The following is a 20,823-nucleotide window of genomic DNA, read 5'->3' on the forward strand; positions in this document are numbered from 1 at the left end:
TATTTCACACTAACTGAGGTCGCCCATGAATGCGCTGACAATGGCTAGCAAAGATCAGTTTTTCGAGCGTTTGGCTGATGAGTTTTCCAGAAAAATAGCCAAAGCCGAAGCCGGAAAAATCAGCGAATTTGCAAAACAGCATTACGCGCACATTCCGTTAGAAGAACTGGTGAGTCGGCGGTTTTCCGATACATACGGTGCTGTGTTGGCTGCTTGGCAATTTATGCAAAAGCGCGCCAGTGAAGAAACGCCTGTATCCGTGTTTAACCCGGAGTTGGAAAGTGATGGCTGGCAATCTACCCACACGGTGGTGTTTATTCTGCACCCGAACATCCCGTTCCTGATTGACTCACTGCGAATAGCGATCAATCAGCAGGAAATCGGTACCCACTCTATCCAGCACTCCATACTGCAAGTAGAGCGTGATAAACAAGGCAAACTGAAAAAGTTGCTGCCTACAAAGAAAGACCAGTCTGCTTCCTCCTATGAAGCGTTCATTGTTTTGGAAATAGACAAACACAGCAATCCCGAAGACCTTCGCCGTATTGAACAGACCCTGCAAACGGTGTTGCACGAAGTGCGAATTGCCGTGGCTGATTTCCCGGTGGTTACCGATAAAGTAAACGAAATCATCAAAGAGCTGGATGCAAACACTGTGGGTGCCGACAGTGCGCAAAAGGAAGAGGCAAAAGCCTTCCTCGGCTGGCTGGTGCGCGATCACTTTACTTTTCTTGGTTATGACGAGTACGACTTCGTAAAAGACAAAGCGGGATTGTCCGCCTGCCGGGTTGAGAATTCCGAGCTGGGCATATTGCGGGTAAATAACGAACGTCCTGACCGGGTTCGCTTGGATGAGTTGCCCCAGCGCACGCGAAACGAGATGACCCGTGCCGAAGATGTTTTAATCTTTGCGAAATCCGCCCAGCGTTCGAGAGTCCACCGGCCCGCGTACCCGGACTACATAGCCGTTAAAAAGTTCAACAAAAAGGGCGAAGTGGTTGGTGAGCGACGGTTCTTGGGCTTGTACACCGCCCGCGCCTATAACGAGCGCCCTGATGAAATTCCGCTACTCCGGCGCAAGTTTGAAAATGTGATAACACGCTCCGGTTTTTTGCGTGAAGATTATGCCGGTAAGGAGCTGGAACAGATTCTTACCCTCTACCCCCGGGATGAGCTATTCCAAATAGAAGAGGGCGAGTTACTGAAAGTCGCCAAAAATATCCTGTACATACAGGAGCGGCGCCGCATTGAACTGTTCATGCGCGAAGACGTTTACGGTCAGTTTGTTACCTGCCTCGCTTTCTTTCCGAGAGATATCTACAACACCGAGCTTCGTCTGAAGGTTGAAAAGGTGCTTATGGATAGCCTTGAAGCTGAGGACATTGAATTTGTTACTCATTTCTCGGAATCTGCACTGGCTCGAGTTCAGTTCACCATTCGTGTGCCACAAGTTGAAAACCGCACTTTGCCAATTGCGGAAATCCGGCAAAAAGTCATCGAAATGGCTCAGTCCTGGCGTGACGGCCTCTCGGGCGCACTCACCGAAGCCTGTGGCGAAGAGCAGGGTAACGAGTTGTACCGGAACTGGGCCAGCGGTTTTCCGGCAAGCTATTCAGAAGCCTTCTCCCCGCGCCGTGCTGCTATCGATTTAGAACACATCTCCGCATCGGCCGTTAACAACGACTTGAAGATGAGCTTCTACCGGGCATTAGAGGAAGATGAGAGCACGCTGCATTTCAAGCTGTTCTACCCGGATCAGCCGTTACCGTTGTCTGACGTTATGCCCATCTTTGATAACTTGGGATTCCGAGTGTTGGGCGAGCACCCATTTGAAGTTATCGATCGCAACAATAAAACCGTGTGGATTCACGATTTCACGCTTTACGCCCATGGCGGGACGGTCATTGATATTCACCGTATTCGGCCAATATTCGAAGAACTGTTCCATCGGGTTTGGTACGGCGAAGCAGAAAATGATGCGTTTAACCGGATGCTCATAACCTCGTATATGAGCTGGCGGGAGATTGCGCTGCTGCGAACCTATGCACGCTATATGCGCCAGATTCGCTTTTCGAACAGCCAAACGTTTATCTCAAACACATTGGTAAATCACGTTGAGCTTACTCGAATCCTGTTGGAGTACTTCGAAGTACGATTTAACCCCGACCGTTTTCAAAGTATGGGTAAGTGTGAGGCTGCACAGCAAAAGCTAGAGATTGAGTTCAATACCGGGTTGGAAGAGGTTTCGAACCTCAGTGAAGACCGTGTTTTGCGCCTTTATTTGGAGTTGATGCAGGCTACATTACGGACAAACTATTACCAAGTGGACGACGCTGGCGGGCCAAAACCTTATATCAGCGTGAAGTTTGACCCTTCCAAGATTCCGGACATGCCGCTGCCGCTGCCTGTTTACGAAATCTTCGTGTATTCACCACGAGTGGAGGGTGTTCACCTGCGCGGCGGTAAAGTTGCGCGAGGCGGCCTGCGTTGGTCAGATCGTTTCGAAGATTATCGAACAGAAGTATTAGGGTTGGTGAAAGCCCAACAAGTTAAGAACGCGGTCATTGTGCCGGTAGGGGCAAAGGGTGGCTTCGTTGCCAAGCGACTGCCGGATTCCTCTGATCGTGAAGCCTTCCAAGCGGAAGGTGTTGCGGCCTACAAAACGTTTATCCGTGGCTTGCTCGATATTACCGATAACTTGGTGGATGCTGGCATTCAGCCGCCTGAGCGTGTTGTACGCCATGATTCGGATGATCATTACTTGGTGGTCGCGGCGGACAAAGGCACAGCTACGTTCTCTGATATTGCCAATGGTCTGGCAGCGGAATATGGCTTCTGGATGGGGGATGCTTTTGCCTCTGGCGGCAGTAATGGCTACGACCACAAGAAGATGGGTATTACCGCCTCCGGTGCTTGGGTTTCTGTTGAGCGACACTTTCGTGAAGTGGGTATCAATCCGGCGGTTGATGAGTTTACCGCCATTGGTATCGGCGATATGGCTGGCGATGTTTTTGGGAACGGTCTATTGAGCTCGGAGAAAACCAAGCTGGTAGCTGCGTTTAACCACATTCATATATTTGTAGATCCGTCGCCAGATGCAGCCAAGAGTTACAAAGAGCGCAAGCGGCTGTTCGAAATGCCCCGCTCAGCCTGGACAGACTACGACGAGAAGCTGATCTCCAAAGGCGGCGGTGTATTCAGCCGCAGCGCAAAGTCCATACCCGTTAGCGCGGAAATGAAGAAACTGCTCGGCATCAACTCGGATCGGGTGCCCCCGAACATGCTTATCTCCCATATCCTGAAGGCTCAGGTCGATTTGCTTTGGGTGGGTGGCATAGGCACCTACATTAAAAGCAGTAGTGAGTCGCACAGTGATGTGGGCGACAAGGCCAACGACGGTGTGAGGATCAACGGTGGCGATTTGGGCTGCACCATAGTCGGTGAGGGTGGAAATCTGGGTATGACCCAACTTGGCCGCATCGAATACGCACTAAAAGGCGGGCGCCTGAATACCGACTTTATTGATAACTCCGGTGGTGTCGATTGCTCGGACCACGAAGTTAACATGAAGATACTGCTCAACCGCAGCGTTGCCATGGGCGATCTAACCGCCAAGCAGCGGAACGTTATGCTGGAGGACATGACCAGCGATGTATCTGCGCTTGTGCTCAAGAACAACTATCGGCAAACCCAGGCAATCAGTATTGCCAATGAGGACGCAGCTGCGCGCCTTGAAGAATATCGCCGATTGATGAATACCTTTGAAAGCGAAGGCAAACTAAACAGGGCGCTGGAATTCCTGCCGGACGACGAAGCGCTGAACGAGCGCAAGTTGAACAAGCAGGGGCTTACCCGGCCAGAGCTGGCGGTCATGATTGCCTACGTGAAAGGTGATTTGAAGCAAACGCTCATTGACAGCAGCTTGCCGGACATTCCAATACTTGCCCGAGAGATGTACAAGGTATTCCCCCGCGAGTTAACCCAGAAGTTTTCGAAAGAGCTTGGAGAACACCAGCTACGGCGGGAGATTATTGCCACGCAGATTGCAAACGATATGGTCAACCACATGGGTATTACCTTTGTGGAGCGCCTGAGCCAGTCTACCGGCGCCGATGCGGCAACCATAGCCTTGGCTTGGTTGATTGCCAGAGACGTGTTTCGGATTGACTGCTGGTGGGACAAGATCGAAGATCTGGATTTCCACATTCCAGCTCAGTTGCAAATAGAGCTGATGGGCGACCTGATGCGCCTGATACGCAGATCTGTGCAATGGTTACTACGCAACCGCCGCGCGGAGCTGAGCATTGAAGGGCACATGGAGCGCTTTGCCGACAGTGTATGGGCCATAACGTCTGGCTTGCCAGACTACCTAGAGGGCCAAGCACGGGCAGAATGGGAAGAGCGCAACAAAGAACTGGAAAAAGCCGGGCTGCCTGCGGAGTTGGCCTCCGTATTGGCTGGTACAGGGTATCTCTACTCCTCGCTGGGTATTACCGAGGCCCAGAAGGCCACAGGTATGCCGCTGAAAACCGTTGCAAACCTTTACTACCAATTGGGCGACCTGCTTGATCTCAACTGGTTTGGCTCTACGATCGCGAGCCTCACGCCAGCTTCACATTGGCAGGCGCTGGCACGGGAGAGCTTCCGTGAAGACTTGGGCTGGCAACAAAGGGCACTAACTACAGGCGTATTGAATTTAGCGGAAAAGCCAGAGGACTTGCCGGAGTGTATAGAAAGCTGGAAACAACGGCATGAACACATGATCCAGCGCTGGAAGTCCATGCTGGCTGAGCTTAAAGGCGTAGGGGAACCGGAGTATGCGATGTTCTCGGTGGCACTGCGCGAGTTGCTGGATCTAGCGCAAAGCACGTTGCATCAGCCTCATAGCGAGTAGCCAGATGCGGCTTTTGACTTGATTCAGACAAACTGAGTATTGCGCTGAGGCCGTGATTCCCGTTCAATTGCGATCGGGAATCACTAAATGGAGTCTGTGAATGGGGCAACTTGACCACGTTCTTGAGAAAAACCGAGCTTGGGCCGAAGGCATCAAGGCCGATGATCCACAGTTTTTTCAACGCCTGTCGAACCAGCAGGCGCCGGAATATCTTTGGATTGGCTGTGCCGATAGCCGAGTGCCTGCCAACCAAATTGTTGATATGCCTCCGGGCGAGCTTTTTGTGCACCGGAACGTGGCCAACGTTGTAGTGCATACAGACTTCAACTGTCTTTCCGTTTTGCAGTTCGCCATAGAAGTGCTGAAGGTTAAGCATGTTCTTGTAGTTGGTCATTATGGCTGCGGGGGCATCAGAACGGCTTTGCGCAACGAGGGTTTTGGTCTTATCGGTAACTGGCTGAGACATGTGCAGGACGTTCGAGATCGCCATCAGTCCGTTCTGAGCAACTGTGAGAACGAACATGATCAAGCTGATCGACTGTGTGAACTGAATGTTATTGAGCAGGTTGGGCATGTATGCCAGAACAGCATTGTCCAAGAAGCCTGGAAACGCGGCCAGAGGTTGAATGTTCACGGCTTTGTATACGACTTGGCCGACGGCATACTCCGGGATATGGGTTTGTCTGCATCCAGCGCCGAAAGCTGGGAACAAGTTAAGCAGAACAGCATTGATGAGTTGATTGTGCGCCCTGTGCGCTCCGGCCGTCAGAAAAAAGCTTAGATTTCACTGCAAACGGCATCATCCAATCCATGAGTATATCTGGCTCCGGCCTACCTAATTCCCATCAGGTGCTGCTTAAAAACCAGCACCTGCTATCCGGCTCGCTGGCGCTTTTAGGTGTAGCATCGGCACATCTGCTGTCCGAACTTCCTCTCAGCGGCCTTGCCATGAGCGAACACGCAGGGGTTTTCCGTGCATTGGAGCGTCATGAGAGCTGGCAGGCCTGCTTTGGTTATGATGACCCCGCACTCACCGAAAACCGCTATGACACTCTGGTTGTTTTTTTACCCAAAGCCCGTGCGGAACTGGAAATGCGGCTTGCGCTGGCCCGCTCACTGGCAAAACCAAACGCACGCTTGCTTCTGATCGGTGAGAAAAAAGAGGGCATCGCAGGGGCCGTCAAACAATTGAAAGCAATTGCGCCGCAGGCATCAAAAGCAGACAGTGCGCGCCATTGTCAGGTTTGGTGTGCAGACGCGATTGAGTCAGCCTCCGGATTCCAGATTCAGGATTGGCTGGGCTGGAGCAAGGTTGAGTGTGCGGGGATAGCCCTTGAGGTTGCCGGTTTACCCGGCATTTTCAGCCGGAATGATTTGGACAAGGGTACCCAGATGTTGCTGGAGACTTTGGCAGAGTTCCCAGTTAAAGCTGACCGAGTACTCGATTTCGCCTGCGGTGCGGGTGTTATTGGTGCATGGGTACAAGCATGGCGGGCTGCCCGGGGGCTACCGGTTGTTGGAGTTGATGGTGTAGACGTTCAATCTCAGGCGGTTATTTGCGCACGAGAAACCTATCGCAGTAACAAGGCCGCTGGCTCCATTTTCGCTTCGGATGGCCTTGCGGGAATTGAGGGCTATTGGTCGGCTGTTATCAGCAACCCCCCGTTTCATAGCGGTGTAAAAACCGATACTTCAATGACCGAGCAGTTCCTGCAGGACGTGAAACGGCACCTGCTTCCGGGGGGCGAGTTGCGGTTGGTGGCCAATAGTTTTCTGCCATACGAGGCCTTGATTAAACGCCATATAGGGCGCGTGGAACGCTTGCACGAAGACGGGCGCTTCACTGTCTATCGAGCTTTTCGGGGCCAATAACGAAAAAAGCCCCTGGGGTAGAGGGGCAAAAGGTTGGCATCCGGAAAAACGGAGCTAACCGCGAAAGGATTTAAAGAAAACTCTCTTCCGATAGAGCTTCTTTAGAGTGAACAAAACGAACAATAGGGTTATTTTCTAGAGTAATCAGCCTAAAATGGCATCTTTTTAACGAATGCCTCTCTGGATGCCTGATATGACAACCGCAGTGCTGGAATATTCTGGTGGCAGCCTGACCCTGACTCGTCCCGGCACCAAGGATCCGAGCCTTCGCGCTTGGAGTGCCGCTGATGAATTGCTGCTACAGGAAGCCTTCGAGTATTTAAATGACTCGCCCGATTCGCGTGTTTTGGTGGTTGATGATCAGTACGGCGCGCTGACGCTGGGGTTATCCGTTTTTGCTCCCGAGGTAGTGGCTGACAGCGCCCAGCTTAGTTCTGCACTCGCGCAAAATGCGGCTTTAAACCCCGATTATGCGACACCAGCGCACGTCTTTAGCTGGCTGAATCCTCCAGTTGGCGCATATGATCTGGTTTTGCTGAAAATTCCCCGCGAAACGGACTATTTAGCATGGCTTCTGCGCTGGGCCGATGGCGTACTCAAGCCCAACGGAACGCTAATGGCTGCGGGCATGATCAAACATTTGCCCGATCGCAGCGTGGATGTGTTTGCCGGAGCGGTGACAGTTCAGGCAGTAAGCCGAGCGGTAAAAAAAGCGCGTTTGATAACCTGTGGTCGCGGTGAGACAAGGTTGGATGCATGGCCGGGGGTCTGGAAGGGCTACGAGTTGGAGGCCGAAGGTATGCGTATTGAAGCTATGCCTGCGGTGTTCGCCCGCGAGAAGCTGGACATTGGTACGCGGCTGATGCTGCCCCATCTCAAGCTTGCGCTTGAATCTTGCCAACCCGGGGCGCGTGTATTGGATCTCGCCTGCGGTAACGGCGTTCTCGGCCTGAGAGCTTTAGCGCAGCGGCCTGATATCGAAATGACCTTCAGCGACGTGTCCAGTCAGGCTGTTTTAAGCGCTCGTCACAATACCGGCGTTGCGTTCCCGGAAGCCCGGCCAGTTTTTCTGTATGCGGACGGTGTTGCCGATGGTGAGGGACCGTTCGAGCGTATTCTGCTAAACCCACCGTTCCACGAAGGTGGAGTGGTGGGAGATCATATTGCTTTGCGACTGTTTAAACAGGCCGCTCAGAATCTATCGAATACCGGCCGACTGATCATGGTGGGGAATCGACATTTGGGTTACCACAAAAGTCTGCGGCATTTTTTTCCGCAGGTCCGCCAGTTGGATGCCAATCCAAAGTTTGTTGTTTTTGAAGCTGGGCACTAGCAAATGCTAGCCCAGCTTACAGTGCTGGAGCAGGGCGGTCGTAACCCAATCGCGCCAAGGTATCGACAATGGTTTGGGTTTGACTGTCAATTTCAATGTTGACCTTCATGCCCTCAGCTATTTTGCCAAAGGTTGTGGCACGCAGGGTTTCAGGAATCAAGTGAACGTTGAACCGGCTGCCCTCTACTTCGCCAATGGTTAGGCTGGCACCGTTAATGGCAATATAGCCTTTCGGGAAGATATATCGAGCCCACGCGTCTGGCACTTCAAACCAGATAGTTACATTATTCTCGGGGCGAAATATCTCAATGACTTTTGCTGTGGTGTGGATGTGTCCCGAGAGAAGGTGGCCGCCAATTTCATCGCCTATTCGTGCAGCTCTTTCAAAGTTAACAGCGTGTCCCGGCTCCAAATCACCCAGTGTTGTGAGGCGAAGAGTTTCCTGCATGGCATCAAAAAACAGCGTGTTACCCGTTTGTCTGGTAACTGTCAGGCAGGTGCCATTGATAGCCACGGATGCACCAATGCTAACGCCCTCGGCGCTATTATCAGGCAAGCGAATCGCGAAGGTGCTTAACCCGGTCGCTGCGGTAACCTCTTCAACAACAGCTATACCCTGAACAATACCTGTGAACATAAGCAGACCTCATTAGAGAGCGGAGTGCAGCATAGGGAGGGAAGGATAGCGAGCGAGGTTGCTGTTGCCAAGCATAGGCGCTGGGAGATGTAGGGAAAACTGGACTCAAGATATGGGTAGTGCTGTCGATACCCTGTAGACACAAGGGCCTTGCGTGCTGAGGCTCTCTACCGATTTGGATGAATTTTCATGGCTCAGAATCAGAGCGCCGCACAGGCATTAGCAGGAACGGCTCAGGGGGCGGTTTTAAGGCCCGGGCGTGCGGCCGACCCTGTGCCTGCGGAAGCCGTAAAAGCGCCAAGTGACAATGATCCACGAGCTCCTTCAGCGGCATCCCCAGCAGAATCGCTGACAGCTAGCGATGGCGACACTGGTGAACATGCATCAGACAGCACCAGCGGGCCAGAACAAGCACCAAACGAAAACGCTAAGGAGTATGAGCATTCGGAGCCGGTGCAAGCGGAGTCCCGTCAGCGCAAGTTAAGGTTGATGCTGCGCCAATGCGACAGGGTATTGTTGATGGACTTCGAACTGTTGGCCATGAATGAGTGGCCGGATAACTTCAGTGTTGCGGCGGCGCGCCGAAGCCGGGATTTGTGGATTTTTAGCGCACTTGTAGCAGCTGTCGTTTTTCTCAGTGGTTTAACCGGCTTTGTGCCTGCCTGGCTTGCAGGTGGTGGTTTTGGTGCCTTTGTGATTATTTTGCTGTTAGGCGTACCGGTGGTTCGCCGTATTTATACTTCTGCGCCTTCCTATCTGGATTTGCTGCTCAAACGCCAACGCTTAATGCGTGATGCCAGAAAACACGCAGAACATCTTGAGGGCAAAGAAGGGTTGATCTGGCAATGCGCCCGCATGGCCGACTTTAACCCTGCGTTGAAAAGTGCACGGTTCAGTAGCCTGTTGCGCTTGTCGGAGCAGAAATCCCTGCCTCAGGCATTGTCCCGCCGGGACCATATAAGGCTTTACCTGATCTATTTGCTTGAAGCGGAGAAAGCTTATAGCAGGGTGCAAGCAGCATTCTTCGAAGGTAATCAGGAGGCAATTGACCAAGGTTGGCAAACGGTTGCGGCGGAGCCGGAGGAGAGAACTTGACATAAATGTGCTTCAAACGTATGTTTCAAACAGACGTTTGTTAGAGGCACTGAAAATAAAATGGCCCAGCCAGACACTGTTGACCGAATTCTTGATGCGGCAGAAGAACTCTTCGCTGAGCGCGGTTTTTCCGAGACTTCACTGCGCATGATTACCAGCAAGGCTAAAGTAAACCTTGCCGCTGTGAATTACCACTTTGGCTCTAAAAACGCGCTGATCCATGCTGTTTTTGGGCGCTTTCTCACGCCTTTCTCAGCCACCCTAGAAAGCGCATTTGATGAACTTGAAGCTCGCTGCGATGGCAGCCCTCCAACGCTGAACCAAACCCTTTGGGCGCTCACGGAAAGTGCAGTGCGCATGCCGCAGCGCAACGAAAAAGGTATCTCAATCTTCATGCGGTTGCTTGGTCTTGCGTACACCCAGTCGCAGGGGCATTTACGCAAATTTTTGGAGCAGGAGTACAGTGAGCCTTTCGCGCGTTTTATGCGTCTATTGAAAGAAGCAACGCCTCAACTTTCGGCCGTTGACCGATACTGGCGCATTCAGTTTATGCTGGGAGCCACGGCTTTCACCATGTCTAGCAGTGATGCCTTGCAAGACATACTGCGTAATAAGTTGGGCGTGGATACCACGGTTCAGGAAATCGCGGCACGTTTGGTGCCCTTCCTTGCAGCGGGGATGCAGGCTCAGGATACCTTGTTGGCTCCGCCCGCTGAAACCCACATCCCGGTTGCCTGAGCAAGACCCTCTCGGTTAGGCTTCCCTCTATACCTCGGAGGGAGCCATAAGCTTTGTGAGCCATCACAACCGTACTGTTTGTTCGATTGAAGTATGTCTGGATGACCAGACCCTTGCGCTGCTTGACGAAAATAGTAGGGTCATTGAGCGCTATGCCATTTCTACTGGTCTCAATGGCGCTGGTGAGCGCGACGGTAGTGGCTGCACTCCAAGGGGCAGGCACTACATACGCGCCATGATTGGCGCTGGGCTGCCCGCCAATACGGTTTTCCGCGCCCGTCGTCCTACCGGCGAAGTATACTCTCCCGAGCTGGCGGCCAATCACCCTAACCGAGACTGGATTCTGAGCCGTATTCTATGGCTTTGCGGGCTGGAATCTGGCAAAAATCGTGGTTCTGGCGTCGACACCTTCCGCCGTTTTATCTACATACACGGTACTCCGGATACCGAGCCGATGGGGCTTGCGCTTTCCCATGGTTGTATTCGTATGCGCAATTCGGATGTTATTGAGATATTCGACTGTGTCTGCACGGGTATGCCGGTTACTATTCGTTGAAACTAAATTAATAAGATTGACTAGAGGGTTCCGATGATCGGAGAAATGATGTCCACGCTTAATGGCTGGATCGAGAACTTCGGTGTGCTGTCTGAGGCATGGCGCGTAAGTATCGTGGTGTTTGCCTTGGTGCTTGGCACAGCGACGGTTGCCTATATTGCCAGTCATGTCATCGGTGCGCTGGAGCGCAAGTTTTCTGAAACCAATAATATCTGGGACGATGCTCTGCTACATGCCACCCGCGCGCCGGCCGTTGCCTTTGTATGGCTGCAAGGGATTTACTGGGCAGCCGAAGTGGCTCATCACTATTCGTCCGCAGAGATTTTCAAAGCGAATGGGACCTTACTGAAAGTCGGCTTCATTTTTATCTTCGTTTGGACCTTGCTCAGAATGGTCAAAGAAGTGGAGGGCATTCTTGTTTCTCCGGTAAAAATGAAAAAGCCCATGGATTTCACCACTGTCAATGCGATCAGTAAGCTTTTACGGGCCGTTGTGATCATTACGGCTGTGCTGATCAGCCTGCAATCATTGGGCTATAGCCTCTCAGGTGTGCTTGCCTTTGGTGGTGTGGGTGGTATTGCGGTGGGCTTTGCCGCTAAGGACCTATTGGCGAACTTTTTCGGTGGTTTCATCATTCATCTGGACCGGCCGTTTAAGGTCGGAGACTGGATTCGTTCACCGGATCGCAACATTGAAGGCACTGTGGAGCAAATCGGATGGCGGCTTACAACCATTCGGACCTTTGATAAGCGCCCCCTCTATGTACCAAACGCAACCTTCACGACTATTGCCGTAGAAAACCCTTCGCGAATGACAAATCGGCGTATCTCCGAGACCATTGGCATCCGGTACGCGGACGTCTCGCAAATGCAGGCGATTGTTGCAGACATACGCTCGATGCTCGAGGGGCACGACGACATCGATAGCGATCAAACCTTGATTGTTAACTTTTTGGCGTTCAATCATTCGTCACTGGATATTATGGTTTACGCCTTCACCAAAACCACTCAGTGGGTTAGGTATCACGAAGTAAAACAGGATGTGCTTCTAAAAATCAGCGACGTTATCGAAGGGCACGGTGGTGAAGTGGCGTTCCCGACACAAACCATACATTTTGGCGACGAGAACCGCTCTGAAGATGATGATGAGGAGCCTGATGTGGAATCCGAGTCTGGGGCGGCTCAAGGTGAAAAGGCAGATACCCCCCGAGCCTCGCGGAGTAAATCTCGGGCATCTCAAAATAAAGGAAGTGGCAGTAAGCGAGACCGCAGTCGCCGCCATGACACTCAGGCAGGTGATGAAGGCGAACAGTCACTGGACGCGGGAGATGGCGATTAATGTCTGATCTAAGCAGTGCTATCGGCATTATTGGCGGCACAGGGCTGACAACCCTCTCGGGCCTGAAAATCGCGGGAACCCGAACACTGGAAACTCCCTGGGGGGAGCCTTCCTCCGAGTTGGTCGAAGGCCACCTTGATGGACAGTCGGTTGTGTTTCTTTCCAGACATGGCAATCCGCATAGGATTCCACCTCATGAGGTGAATTACCGGGCAAATATACAAGCGCTCTACAATGTAGGCGTGCGCACGGTCGTTGGCGTGAATGCGGTGGGCGGTATACATCCAGAGATGGGCCCGGCCCGTGTGGTGATTCCCGATCAGATTATCGATTATACCTGGGGGAGGGCTGGCACCTTCTTTGAGGGGAATCTGGAGCAGGTAACCCACATAGACTTCACTTGGCCATACGATCAGGCTGCGCGGGATGTGTTGATGCATGCAGCAACGGCGCATGATGTGCCCCTTTCCGGGTTTGGCGTTTATGGCGCAACTCAGGGCCCAAGACTTGAAACGGCAGCTGAAATAAGGCGTATGGAGAGAGATGGGTGTGACTTGGTCGGCATGACCGGTATGCCTGAGGCTGCTCTGGCTGCAGAGCTGGGTATGCGGTATGTATGCTTGGGGCTGGTGGTGAACTGGGCCGCAGGCAAGTCAGACCACATTATCACCATGGAAGAAATAGAAGCGGCCATCGATCAAGGTATGTCTGGTGTAAAACGTATTCTTGAAGTTTCGATGGCCGGTCTCGGAGCGCTTAGGGTTTTGCCTCAATCTTCTTGAAGAACACAAGAACGCCGATGGTGGGGGAGTCGAGGAAGTGAATTTCTTCGCTCCGCATCCGGCGGGTTTCACGGATCCAGGTGAGTAGCTCAAGCGGTACTTCAGGTTTTAAAGTTGGCTCTGCACCTGCGGTATTATCTGCCGTGCCTTCTGTACCTGATGCAGCTACCGGGGCCGTTAAGCTGGCGGGTTCGCCGCTGGCGGCAACAGGGGGCAGCGCAACTTTTCCTTCCTGCCAGTGATTCAAGTGAACCGCAACGTGCAGATAGCGCTGCCTATCGACTGTAATGTGTCCTTCAATTTCCCTCTGGCCTGCTTGAGCTAGCCAATCCCCTATTTCAACACGCAGTGGTTGGCCTTTGTAATCCGGCGGGAAAGCTTGATACCAGCCTGCGGCCATAAGCACTCGGTATTTGCCGCTGTTTTCGAGCCGGTTGGCCGCGTAGCCAAGATGAAGCTGATTGCGACTTTCAAGTTTTAAAGAGGAGCTTGAGGTGCCATCGCGGGCAATACGATACAGGGTCTCGCTTGTATCTAACGGCGCTTCCACTTTGCGCGTAACCATGCGCTCGTTAACAGCGGCGGGGTCGATGATACGCTCTAGAATCACGAACTCAGCGCGGTAAAAGTCGTCTGGCGTCTGCTGGGCATGGCTCACTAACGGGGTGGCCGCCAGAAGGGCTGTCAGTAGTGTGTGTGCCAGTAGCCGGGTTAGGCGATTACCATCAGTCTGCAAGAGAGTGCTCCAGTTTTTTCAAGCCCTTATATTTCGGGCGATAATCAGGCAGTGGCCGCGCTCTGAGCGGGTAAAAGTTCGCCCAGCATCGCGGAAATGCCGTCGAGTTTACCACTGGTTGAGGTGTCCTTCAGCCGAAAACGGAAGCTGTTGGCACCTTCCAGACGATAGGTGTCTGGTGCGGATTGCATTTTCTTAACCAGCACAAGCGGATCCACCGGCGTGGAATTGCCAAATTCAAGGCGGCCCCACTCCTTGCCAGCGTCTACTTTTACTATGCCCAGAGCTTCTGCCTGCAGCCGAAGCTCTGTTTGCCGGACTAGGTTCTTAGCTGGCTCTGGTAATAATCCGAAGCGATCAATCATTTCAACCTGAAGTTCTTTTAATCCTTCGCGATCGCTGACGCTGGCAATGCGTTTGTAGAGCATGAGTCGGTTGTGTACATCGGGCAAATAGTCTTCCGGAATTACTGCAGGTATGCGCAAGTTCATTTCCGTGCCGTGGCTCAGGGGCAATTCGGCATTGGGAGTACGGCCCTCTCGAATGGCTTTTACGGCTTCGTCTAACAGTTGCATATATAGCGTGAAGCCGATGCTTTCGATCTGTCCACTTTGCTCGTCGCCCAGCAACTCGCCAGCGCCACGAATCTCTAGATCGTGGGTTGCCAGCATAAAGCCGGCGCCGAGGTCTTGAGCTTCGGAAATAGCTTCTAGCCGCTTTTTGGCATCCGCCGTTATGGCTTTTGGCGGAGGCGTCAGCAGGTAAGCGTAAGCCTGATGATGTGAGCGGCCTACTCGGCCACGGAGTTGATGCAGCTGCGCTAGGCCAAATTTGTCCGCGCGCTCGATAATAATGGTGTTGGCACTTGGGATGTCTATGCCGGTCTCGATGATGGTGGTGCACACCAGCACATTAAAGCGCTTGTGGTAGAAGTCCGACATGATGTCTTCAAGCTGTCTCTCCCGCATTTGGCCGTGGGCCACACCTACGCGGGCTTCCGGAACCAGTTGGCGAAGATCCTCCGCCGTTTTTTCGATGCTGGCCACATCGTTATGCAAAACATACACCTGGCCACCTCGCAGAACCTCACGCAATATTGCTTCTTTCACAAGCGCATCGTCGCGTTGGCGTACAAAGGTTTTAACCGAGAGCCTTCTGGCTGGAGGCGTGGCAATGATGGATAAGTCCCGAAGGTGACCCATGGCCATATTGAGGGTTCGCGGGATAGGCGTTGCCGTGAGGTTGAGCATATCCACCTCGGCCCGCAAGGCTTTGAGTTTTTCTTTCTGCCCCACACCAAACCGGTGTTCCTCGTCAATAATAACCAAGCCCAGATTCTTAAACTGAATATCGCCTTGCAGCAGTTTGTGAGTGCCAATCACAATGTCGGCTTTGCCACTCTCAATGGCTTCCAGAGCTTTATTTGTTTGGGTTGAGCTTCGGAAACGGCTCAATAGCTCGATATTAACCGGAGTATCCGAGAAGCGATCCCGGAAGGATTCATAATGCTGTTGGGCTAAAAGCGTTGTTGGCACCAGCACGGCGACCTGTTTCCCGGACCAGGTTGCCATGAAGGCGGCGCGCATAGCCACTTCGGTTTTACCAAAACCGACATCACCGCACACCAACCTATCCATGGGCTTTTCGTTAGTCATATCCTCGAAAACGGCTTCAATGGCTGCTTGTTGATCCGGCGTCTCCTCAAAGGGAAAACCTGCGGCAAACGCACGGTAAGCTTCTTTCGGGTCTTCAAAGGCAAACCCTTTGCGGGCCTCACGGCGGGCATATACGTCCAAAAGCTCGGCAGCTGTATCGCGGATTTTTTCCAGTGCCTTTTGCTTGGCAGTGCTCCAGCGTTCGGTGCCCAGTTTGTGCAACGGAGCGTGTTCGGTATCAGAGCCTGCATAGCGCGAGATGAGGTGCAGGCTAGATACGGGCACATAGAGTTTCGAGCCGCCTGCATATTCGAGCATCAAAAACTCACTGGCTTCCCCTTCAACGGCAATGGTTTCCAAACCCAAATAGCGGCCAACGCCGTGATCGATATGCACAACAGGAGAGCCCGTGCGCAACTCGGACAGATCGCGGTATCCATCATCATTAATTTCTGTCGGTTTGTCCCGGCGGCGGCGCTGCAAAACCCGCTCGCCAAACAGCGCTGTTTCGGTGATCAAAGCCACATTGTGCTCTGGCAACACTAGGCCTTGTTCCATCGGTGCGATGGTGATGCCCAGAGGAGCTGTTTTATCGGCTAGAAAGTCGTGCCAGCTTTCAAAGCCTTGCAGCTTGAGCTGATGCTCTCCGAGATTTTCAACCAAAGCTTCACGCCGCCCGGACGACTCTGCGCAGATAAGCACACGTCCCGAGAAGTCACTGATGAAACGTTTCAATCGGCCAGCAGGATCAGCGGCCCGAGCGTTCATGGCTATATCTGGAAGGGCGTTGCTGGGGCAATTTATGGCGCCGCTGCCCTCGGCTGTATCGGGTGTTGTGGTTACCCGAGGGAAGTGCTTGAGGTGGCCAAACAACTCGTCCTGCTGCAAGAACAGGCTTGCAGGCGGGAGGATCGGTCGATGCCGGTCGTGGCGGCGGTCTTCGAAGCGATTGCGGGTTTCAGTGTCAAAGTGCGTGATGGCTTCGTTCAGTCCAGCCGCCGTGAAAACATGGGTTGTGCCGGGCAAATAATCGAACAGCGTAGCAGTTTGATCGAAAAATAGAGGCAGGTAATACTCTATGCCCGGTGGGGTAATGCCGTTGCTGACGTCCTGATAAATGGGCGCATTTTTATCCGCATTTGGAAACTGCTCGAACCAGCGCCCGCGAAAGGCTGAGCGGGCTTCCTTGTGCCACGGGAATTCGTAGGCGGGAAGAAGCTCTATTCGATCAATTCGGTCAATGGAACGCTGGGTTTCGGGATCGAAGGTGCGAAGCGTTTCAACTTCGTTATCAAACAAGTCAATTCGATAGGGCAGGTTTGAGCCCATGGGGTATATATCGAGAATGGAGCCGCGAACGGCATATTCGCCATGCTCGTATACATTCTCGGCGTGCCGGTAACCTGCAGTAGAGAGCTGCAAGCGCCAGCTATCCATATCAAGAGACTGGCCGGTTTCCAGTAGTAAGGTGTTGCCTTGTAAATAGTTCACTGGTGGCAGTCGGTGCATCAGGGTTCGGGCTGGCACCACAATCACGCCGTGCTGGATACTCGGCAGGCGGTGCAAGGTGCGAATGCGCCGTGAGGTTATGTCCTGATGTGGGGAAAACAGATCGTATGGCAGGGTTTCCCAGTCTGGCAGAGATAACAGCTCCAAACCGTCTTCTGTGACGGTTGCCCCATCTTCTTCCGGTGGCAAGCCGAGAAAGAAGCGTATGGATTGCTCCAGACGAATCGCTTCGGCCGTGTTGCGGGTAATCACCAGCGTGAGCCCTTTAAGCGCACGAGCACTCTCACAAATGGCCAGCGCGTCACTGCTGCCGTGCAACTGCCCCCAGGTGCGGTGATCGGCCGGTTTTTGAGGAAACGATGGCGCAATCAGTGTTTGCGGCGAAGTGGAAGTCGGGGCACCTTGATTCATGGGCAGTCGTGTTCTCCTGCTGTGGGGTTGGGGAACCGGTGAGGCGGCTATTCTAACGCCGGGTGACCTCGGTGTCATGGCGGCTAATCTACGATGTCCGTGCCAGTTCGTATTTGCCGTTAGCGGGTTTAAGTTGGATAATGCCCAACCTTAATTATTCCATGTGCGAAACAGGGGTCCCTACCGTGAGCCACGATCAGATGAACCAGTGCCTGTCCAACTGGATGGACAGAGAATCTACTGCGGAGGCTATGATTCCGCTAATCGGCCGTCTTTACCGTAAAAATAACATCGTTACCTCCGTATACGGTCGCGCCATTATCAACCAATCGGTTATCGATATTATTCGTGCGCATCGTTACGTGCGCCAAGTAGAAGGCGGTGAGCTTTCTGTCCACGACACCCTGCCGCTGTTACAAGCCATGGACCAGTTAGAGCTTGGGCGCGCGCACGTCGATATTGGCAAGCTGGCGGTAAAGTTCAAGCAGGAAGGCGGTGACCTAACCGAATTTTTAAAGAAAGAAATCGGGCCTGTGGTTGGTCAGTATCCTGCACAGTCTGAAGAAGACGCCAACAACGACACCAAAGACGTCGTGCTTTATGGTTTTGGCCGTATTGGTCGTTTGCTGGCCCGCATTCTCATCGAAAAGGCCGGTGGTGGTAACAACCTCCGCTTGAGAGCTATTGTGGTTCGTCAGGGCGGCGCTGAAAACGATCTGGAGAAACGTGCCAGCCTCTTGCGTCGTGATTCCGTGCACGGCCCATTTGACGGCACTATTCGCGTTGACGAGGAGCAGTCTGCGCTGATTGCCAACGGTAATTTCATCAAGGTGATCTATTCAGACGGCCCGGATAAGGTGGATTACACCCAGTATGGAATCAATAACGCCATCGTTATCGATAATACGGGTAAGTGGCGCGATGAAGAGGGTCTTGGGCTGCACCTGAAATCCAAAGGCGTGAGTCGCGTTATGCTAACGGCGCCTGGCAAGGGCGATATCAAGAATATTGTTTACGGCATTAATAACGACTGGATTACTGACGAAGACAAGATTCTGTCAGCAGCCTCCTGTACCACCAACGCCATTACCCCTGTGCTGAAAGCGATTTACGACGAGTATGGCATTGAAGATGGGCACGTTGAGACTGTGCACTCCTATACGAACGATCAAAACCTCATCGACAACTACCACAAAGGAAGTCGTCGTGGCCGAAGTGCCGCGCTGAACATGGTAATTACCGAGACAGGTGCGGCAAAAGCAGTATCCAAAGCTTTGCCCGAGCTGAAAGGTAAGCTCACTGGTAACGCAATTCGTGTTCCCACTCCGAACGTTTCTATGGCCATTTTGAACCTCAATCTGAAGAAAGAGGTGGATGTAGAAAGCGTTAACGATTACCTGCGCGAGATGGCTTTGCACTCCGAATTGCAAAAGCAGATCGATTTTGTGAACTCCCCTGAAGTGGTATCCACTGACTTTGTTGGCTCGCGGCATGCCGGTATCGTTGATGCTCAGGCTACCATTGCGGCTGGTAAGCGTTTGATTCTATACGTTTGGTACGATAATGAGTTTGGTTATAGTGCTCAGGTAATTCGCGTGGTGAACCAGATGGCGGGCATTGATTACCCCATCTTCCCGAAGCGCTCGCGCGACTGAGGTTAGTGAACCAGAATTAGTATGGATCGCTCCACAAACCCGGTGTCGAAAGTCACCGGGTTTTTTATAGGCAAGACCTGAGCTCGCCGGGTTTACGTTCAGGTACAAACCAGTTCTTGTTTCAGGTGGAAATAGCTCACCTTAAACTCTATAATTGGCGCGATTTTGGGTATGTCTGGCTCCCTGTTTCTCAATCTGTTTTCTGGGCCGCTGGGGCCAGACAATACGAATACATAGAATAGTTTCTGATGATTGGATGAGGCTAATGATTAAGATCAAGAAAGGCCTGGATCTTCCCATCAGCGGCGCTCCTGAACAGACCATTACAGACGGCAAGCCAGTTCGCCACGCGGCGTTGATTGGTTTTGACTATGTCGGCATGAAGCCGACGATGGCTGTTAAAGAAGGGGATCGTGTTAAGCGCGGTACGCTGCTGTTCACGGACAAGAAGACCGAAGGCGTTCGTTATACGTCACCCGCCGCTGGTGTGGTGAAAGAGCTCAATCGCGGTGAGCGACGGGTATTCCAGTCAGTGGTCATCGAGATTGATGGTGACGAGGCTGAAACCTTTGCACGCTACAATGCTTCGGACCTTCCGGGTCTTGAGCGTCAGCAGGTGGTCGACAATCTGGTTGAGTCTGGTTTGTGGACAGCGCTGAAAACACGCCCATACAGCAAGGTGCCGGCAATCGACACCGCTCCGCATTCTATTTTCGTTTCCGTTATGGATACCAACCCGCTAGCTGCAGATCCCACCGTAGTGATTGCAGAAAATGCGGCAGCCTTTGAAAACGGCTTGACCATTCTGGGCAGACTTACATCAGGCAAGGTGTTTGTTACTGGGCGGCCGGGCTCAAATGTGTCGGTACCCAAGGCGGATAATATTGACGTCCAGCAGTTCGACGGAATCCACCCCGCCGGTAATGTCGGCACCCATATTCATCACCTTGACCCGGTTTCCGCTGCCAAAAGCGTCTGGACCGTAAACTATCAAGACGTTATCGACTTCGGGCTTCTGTTTACAACCGGTGAACTGAACGTTAGCCGAATTGTTGCGCTTGGTGGGCCCAAAGCTCTGAAGCCGCGTTTGGTTCGTACCCGTTTAGGTGCCAGTCTCGCTGAGCTTCTTGATGGCGAAGTCGCTACAGACTGTGATGTACGCGCCATTTCCGGTTCTGTGTTTGGTGGTCGCCGTGGTGAAGGCCCCTGCGCCTACCTTGGCCGGTTTGCTAATCAGGTATCGATTCTGGAAGAGGGCAATAAGCGCTACTTCATGGGTTGGTTGACGCCGGGTGTTAATAAGTTCTCTGTTCTGAACATTTACCTGTCCAAGCTTTTTGCTGGCAAAAAATTCGATTTCACCACGACCACCAACGGTAGTGAACGCGCTATGGTGCCTGTGGGCGCCTACGAGAAGGTGATGCCTCTGGATATCCTGCCAACCCAGCTGCTACGTGCGCTGATTGTGGGTGATACCGAAATGGCTCAAAAACTCGGCGCTTTGGAGTTGGATGAAGAAGATCTGGCGCTGTGCACCTTCGTGTGTCCGGGTAAATATGAATACGGTCCGATTCTCCGCGAGAACCTGACCCGAATCGAGATCGAGGGCTAA

General features: G+C 52.7%; 14 protein-coding genes. 11 read left to right on the forward strand and 3 right to left on the reverse strand.

Features of this window, described 5'->3' with window-relative positions:
* The first annotated feature begins 25 nt into the window (after positions 1-25).
* The 4 genes from MWU62_RS08265 (at position 26) to MWU62_RS08280 (ending at position 8,099) form a co-directional block, all read left to right on the forward strand.
* Positions 26-4,894, forward strand: coding sequence for an NAD-glutamate dehydrogenase (locus MWU62_RS08265; RefSeq protein ID WP_247114395.1), 4,869 nt, complete (start codon positions 26-28; stop codon positions 4,892-4,894).
* Positions 4,895-4,994: 100 nt separating this feature from the next.
* A complete protein-coding gene (can, locus tag MWU62_RS08270; protein WP_247114396.1) occupies positions 4,995-5,675 on the forward strand; it encodes a carbonate dehydratase in 681 nt (226 codons plus the stop codon).
* Positions 5,676-5,704: 29 nt separating this feature from the next.
* Positions 5,705-6,766, forward strand: a complete 1,062-nt coding sequence (locus MWU62_RS08275) for a class I SAM-dependent methyltransferase (protein ID WP_247114397.1) — start codon at positions 5,705-5,707, stop codon at positions 6,764-6,766.
* A gap of 193 nt (positions 6,767-6,959) precedes the next feature.
* A complete protein-coding gene (locus MWU62_RS08280; RefSeq protein ID WP_247114398.1) occupies positions 6,960-8,099 on the forward strand; it encodes a methyltransferase in 1,140 nt (379 codons plus the stop codon).
* Between the two features lie 16 nt (positions 8,100-8,115).
* Here MWU62_RS08280 and MWU62_RS08285 read toward each other — a convergent pair whose 3' ends face one another.
* The gene (locus MWU62_RS08285; RefSeq protein WP_247114399.1) at positions 8,116-8,736 is read right to left on the reverse strand and encodes a riboflavin synthase subunit alpha; all 621 of its coding nucleotides are present in this window, start codon (positions 8,734-8,736) and stop codon (positions 8,116-8,118) included.
* 189 nt (positions 8,737-8,925) lie between these two features.
* Here MWU62_RS08285 and MWU62_RS08290 point away from each other — a divergent pair, with 189 nt between their 5' ends.
* From MWU62_RS08290 to MWU62_RS08310, 5 genes are all read left to right on the forward strand, one after another.
* Positions 8,926-9,831, forward strand: coding sequence for a hypothetical protein (locus tag MWU62_RS08290; protein ID WP_247114400.1), 906 nt, complete (start codon positions 8,926-8,928; stop codon positions 9,829-9,831).
* Between the two features lie 60 nt (positions 9,832-9,891).
* A complete protein-coding gene (locus tag MWU62_RS08295) occupies positions 9,892-10,569 on the forward strand; it encodes a TetR/AcrR family transcriptional regulator (RefSeq protein ID WP_247114401.1) in 678 nt (225 codons plus the stop codon).
* A gap of 97 nt (positions 10,570-10,666) precedes the next feature.
* A complete protein-coding gene (locus tag MWU62_RS08300; protein WP_247114462.1) occupies positions 10,667-11,125 on the forward strand; it encodes a L,D-transpeptidase in 459 nt (152 codons plus the stop codon).
* Positions 11,126-11,158: 33 nt separating this feature from the next.
* Positions 11,159-12,463, forward strand: a complete 1,305-nt coding sequence (locus MWU62_RS08305; protein WP_247114402.1) for a mechanosensitive ion channel family protein — start codon at positions 11,159-11,161, stop codon at positions 12,461-12,463.
* Positions 12,463-13,245: an S-methyl-5'-thioinosine phosphorylase gene (locus tag MWU62_RS08310; protein WP_247114403.1), complete on the forward strand. Its 783-nt coding sequence runs from the start codon at positions 12,463-12,465 to the stop codon at positions 13,243-13,245. Before MWU62_RS08305 ends, MWU62_RS08310 begins: the two co-directional genes overlap by 1 nt.
* Here the strand turns inward: MWU62_RS08310 and MWU62_RS08315 are convergent.
* Both MWU62_RS08315 and mfd read right to left on the reverse strand, forming a co-directional pair.
* Entirely contained in the window at positions 13,220-13,981 is a 762-nt protein-coding gene (locus MWU62_RS08315) for a CsiV family protein (RefSeq protein ID WP_247114404.1), read from the reverse strand. The two genes, MWU62_RS08310 and MWU62_RS08315, sit on opposite strands and share 26 nt — an antisense overlap.
* 44 nt (positions 13,982-14,025) lie before the next feature.
* Positions 14,026-17,556: a transcription-repair coupling factor gene (gene mfd, locus MWU62_RS08320; protein ID WP_247114405.1), complete on the reverse strand. Its 3,531-nt coding sequence runs from the start codon at positions 17,554-17,556 to the stop codon at positions 14,026-14,028.
* Positions 17,557-17,741: 185 nt separating this feature from the next.
* Between mfd and MWU62_RS08325 the strand changes: the two genes are divergently transcribed.
* Entirely contained in the window at positions 17,742-19,211 is a 1,470-nt protein-coding gene (locus tag MWU62_RS08325; protein WP_348645632.1) for a glyceraldehyde-3-phosphate dehydrogenase, read from the forward strand.
* A gap of 265 nt (positions 19,212-19,476) precedes the next feature.
* On the forward strand, positions 19,477-20,823 hold the full coding sequence (locus MWU62_RS08330) for a Na(+)-translocating NADH-quinone reductase subunit A (protein ID WP_247114406.1): 1,347 nt from the start codon (positions 19,477-19,479) through the stop codon (positions 20,821-20,823).

This window comes from Marinobacter sp. S6332, assembly GCF_023016045.1.
Classification (GTDB): Bacteria; Pseudomonadota; Gammaproteobacteria; order Pseudomonadales; family Oleiphilaceae; genus Marinobacter.

Excerpts from the sequence above, each read along its gene's own strand:
- MWU62_RS08330 (WP_247114406.1), top strand. The coding sequence starts at position 19,477 with ATGATTAAGATCAAGAAAGGCCTGGATCTTCCCATCAGCGGCGCTCCT.
- MWU62_RS08280 (WP_247114398.1), top strand. The coding sequence starts at position 6,960 with ATGACAACCGCAGTGCTGGAATATTCTGGTGGCAGCCTGACCCTGACT.
- MWU62_RS08310 (WP_247114403.1), top strand. The coding sequence starts at position 12,463 with ATGTCTGATCTAAGCAGTGCTATCGGCATTATTGGCGGCACAGGGCTG.
- MWU62_RS08305 (WP_247114402.1), top strand. The coding sequence starts at position 11,159 with ATGATCGGAGAAATGATGTCCACGCTTAATGGCTGGATCGAGAACTTC.
- MWU62_RS08290 (WP_247114400.1), top strand. The coding sequence starts at position 8,926 with ATGGCTCAGAATCAGAGCGCCGCACAGGCATTAGCAGGAACGGCTCAG.
- MWU62_RS08295 (WP_247114401.1), top strand. The coding sequence starts at position 9,892 with ATGGCCCAGCCAGACACTGTTGACCGAATTCTTGATGCGGCAGAAGAA.
- mfd (WP_247114405.1), bottom strand. The coding sequence starts at position 17,556 with ATGAATCAAGGTGCCCCGACTTCCACTTCGCCGCAAACACTGATTGCG.
- MWU62_RS08265 (WP_247114395.1), top strand. The coding sequence starts at position 26 with ATGAATGCGCTGACAATGGCTAGCAAAGATCAGTTTTTCGAGCGTTTG.
- MWU62_RS08275 (WP_247114397.1), top strand. The coding sequence starts at position 5,705 with ATGAGTATATCTGGCTCCGGCCTACCTAATTCCCATCAGGTGCTGCTT.
- can (WP_247114396.1), top strand. The coding sequence starts at position 4,995 with ATGGGGCAACTTGACCACGTTCTTGAGAAAAACCGAGCTTGGGCCGAA.
- MWU62_RS08285 (WP_247114399.1), bottom strand. The coding sequence starts at position 8,736 with ATGTTCACAGGTATTGTTCAGGGTATAGCTGTTGTTGAAGAGGTTACC.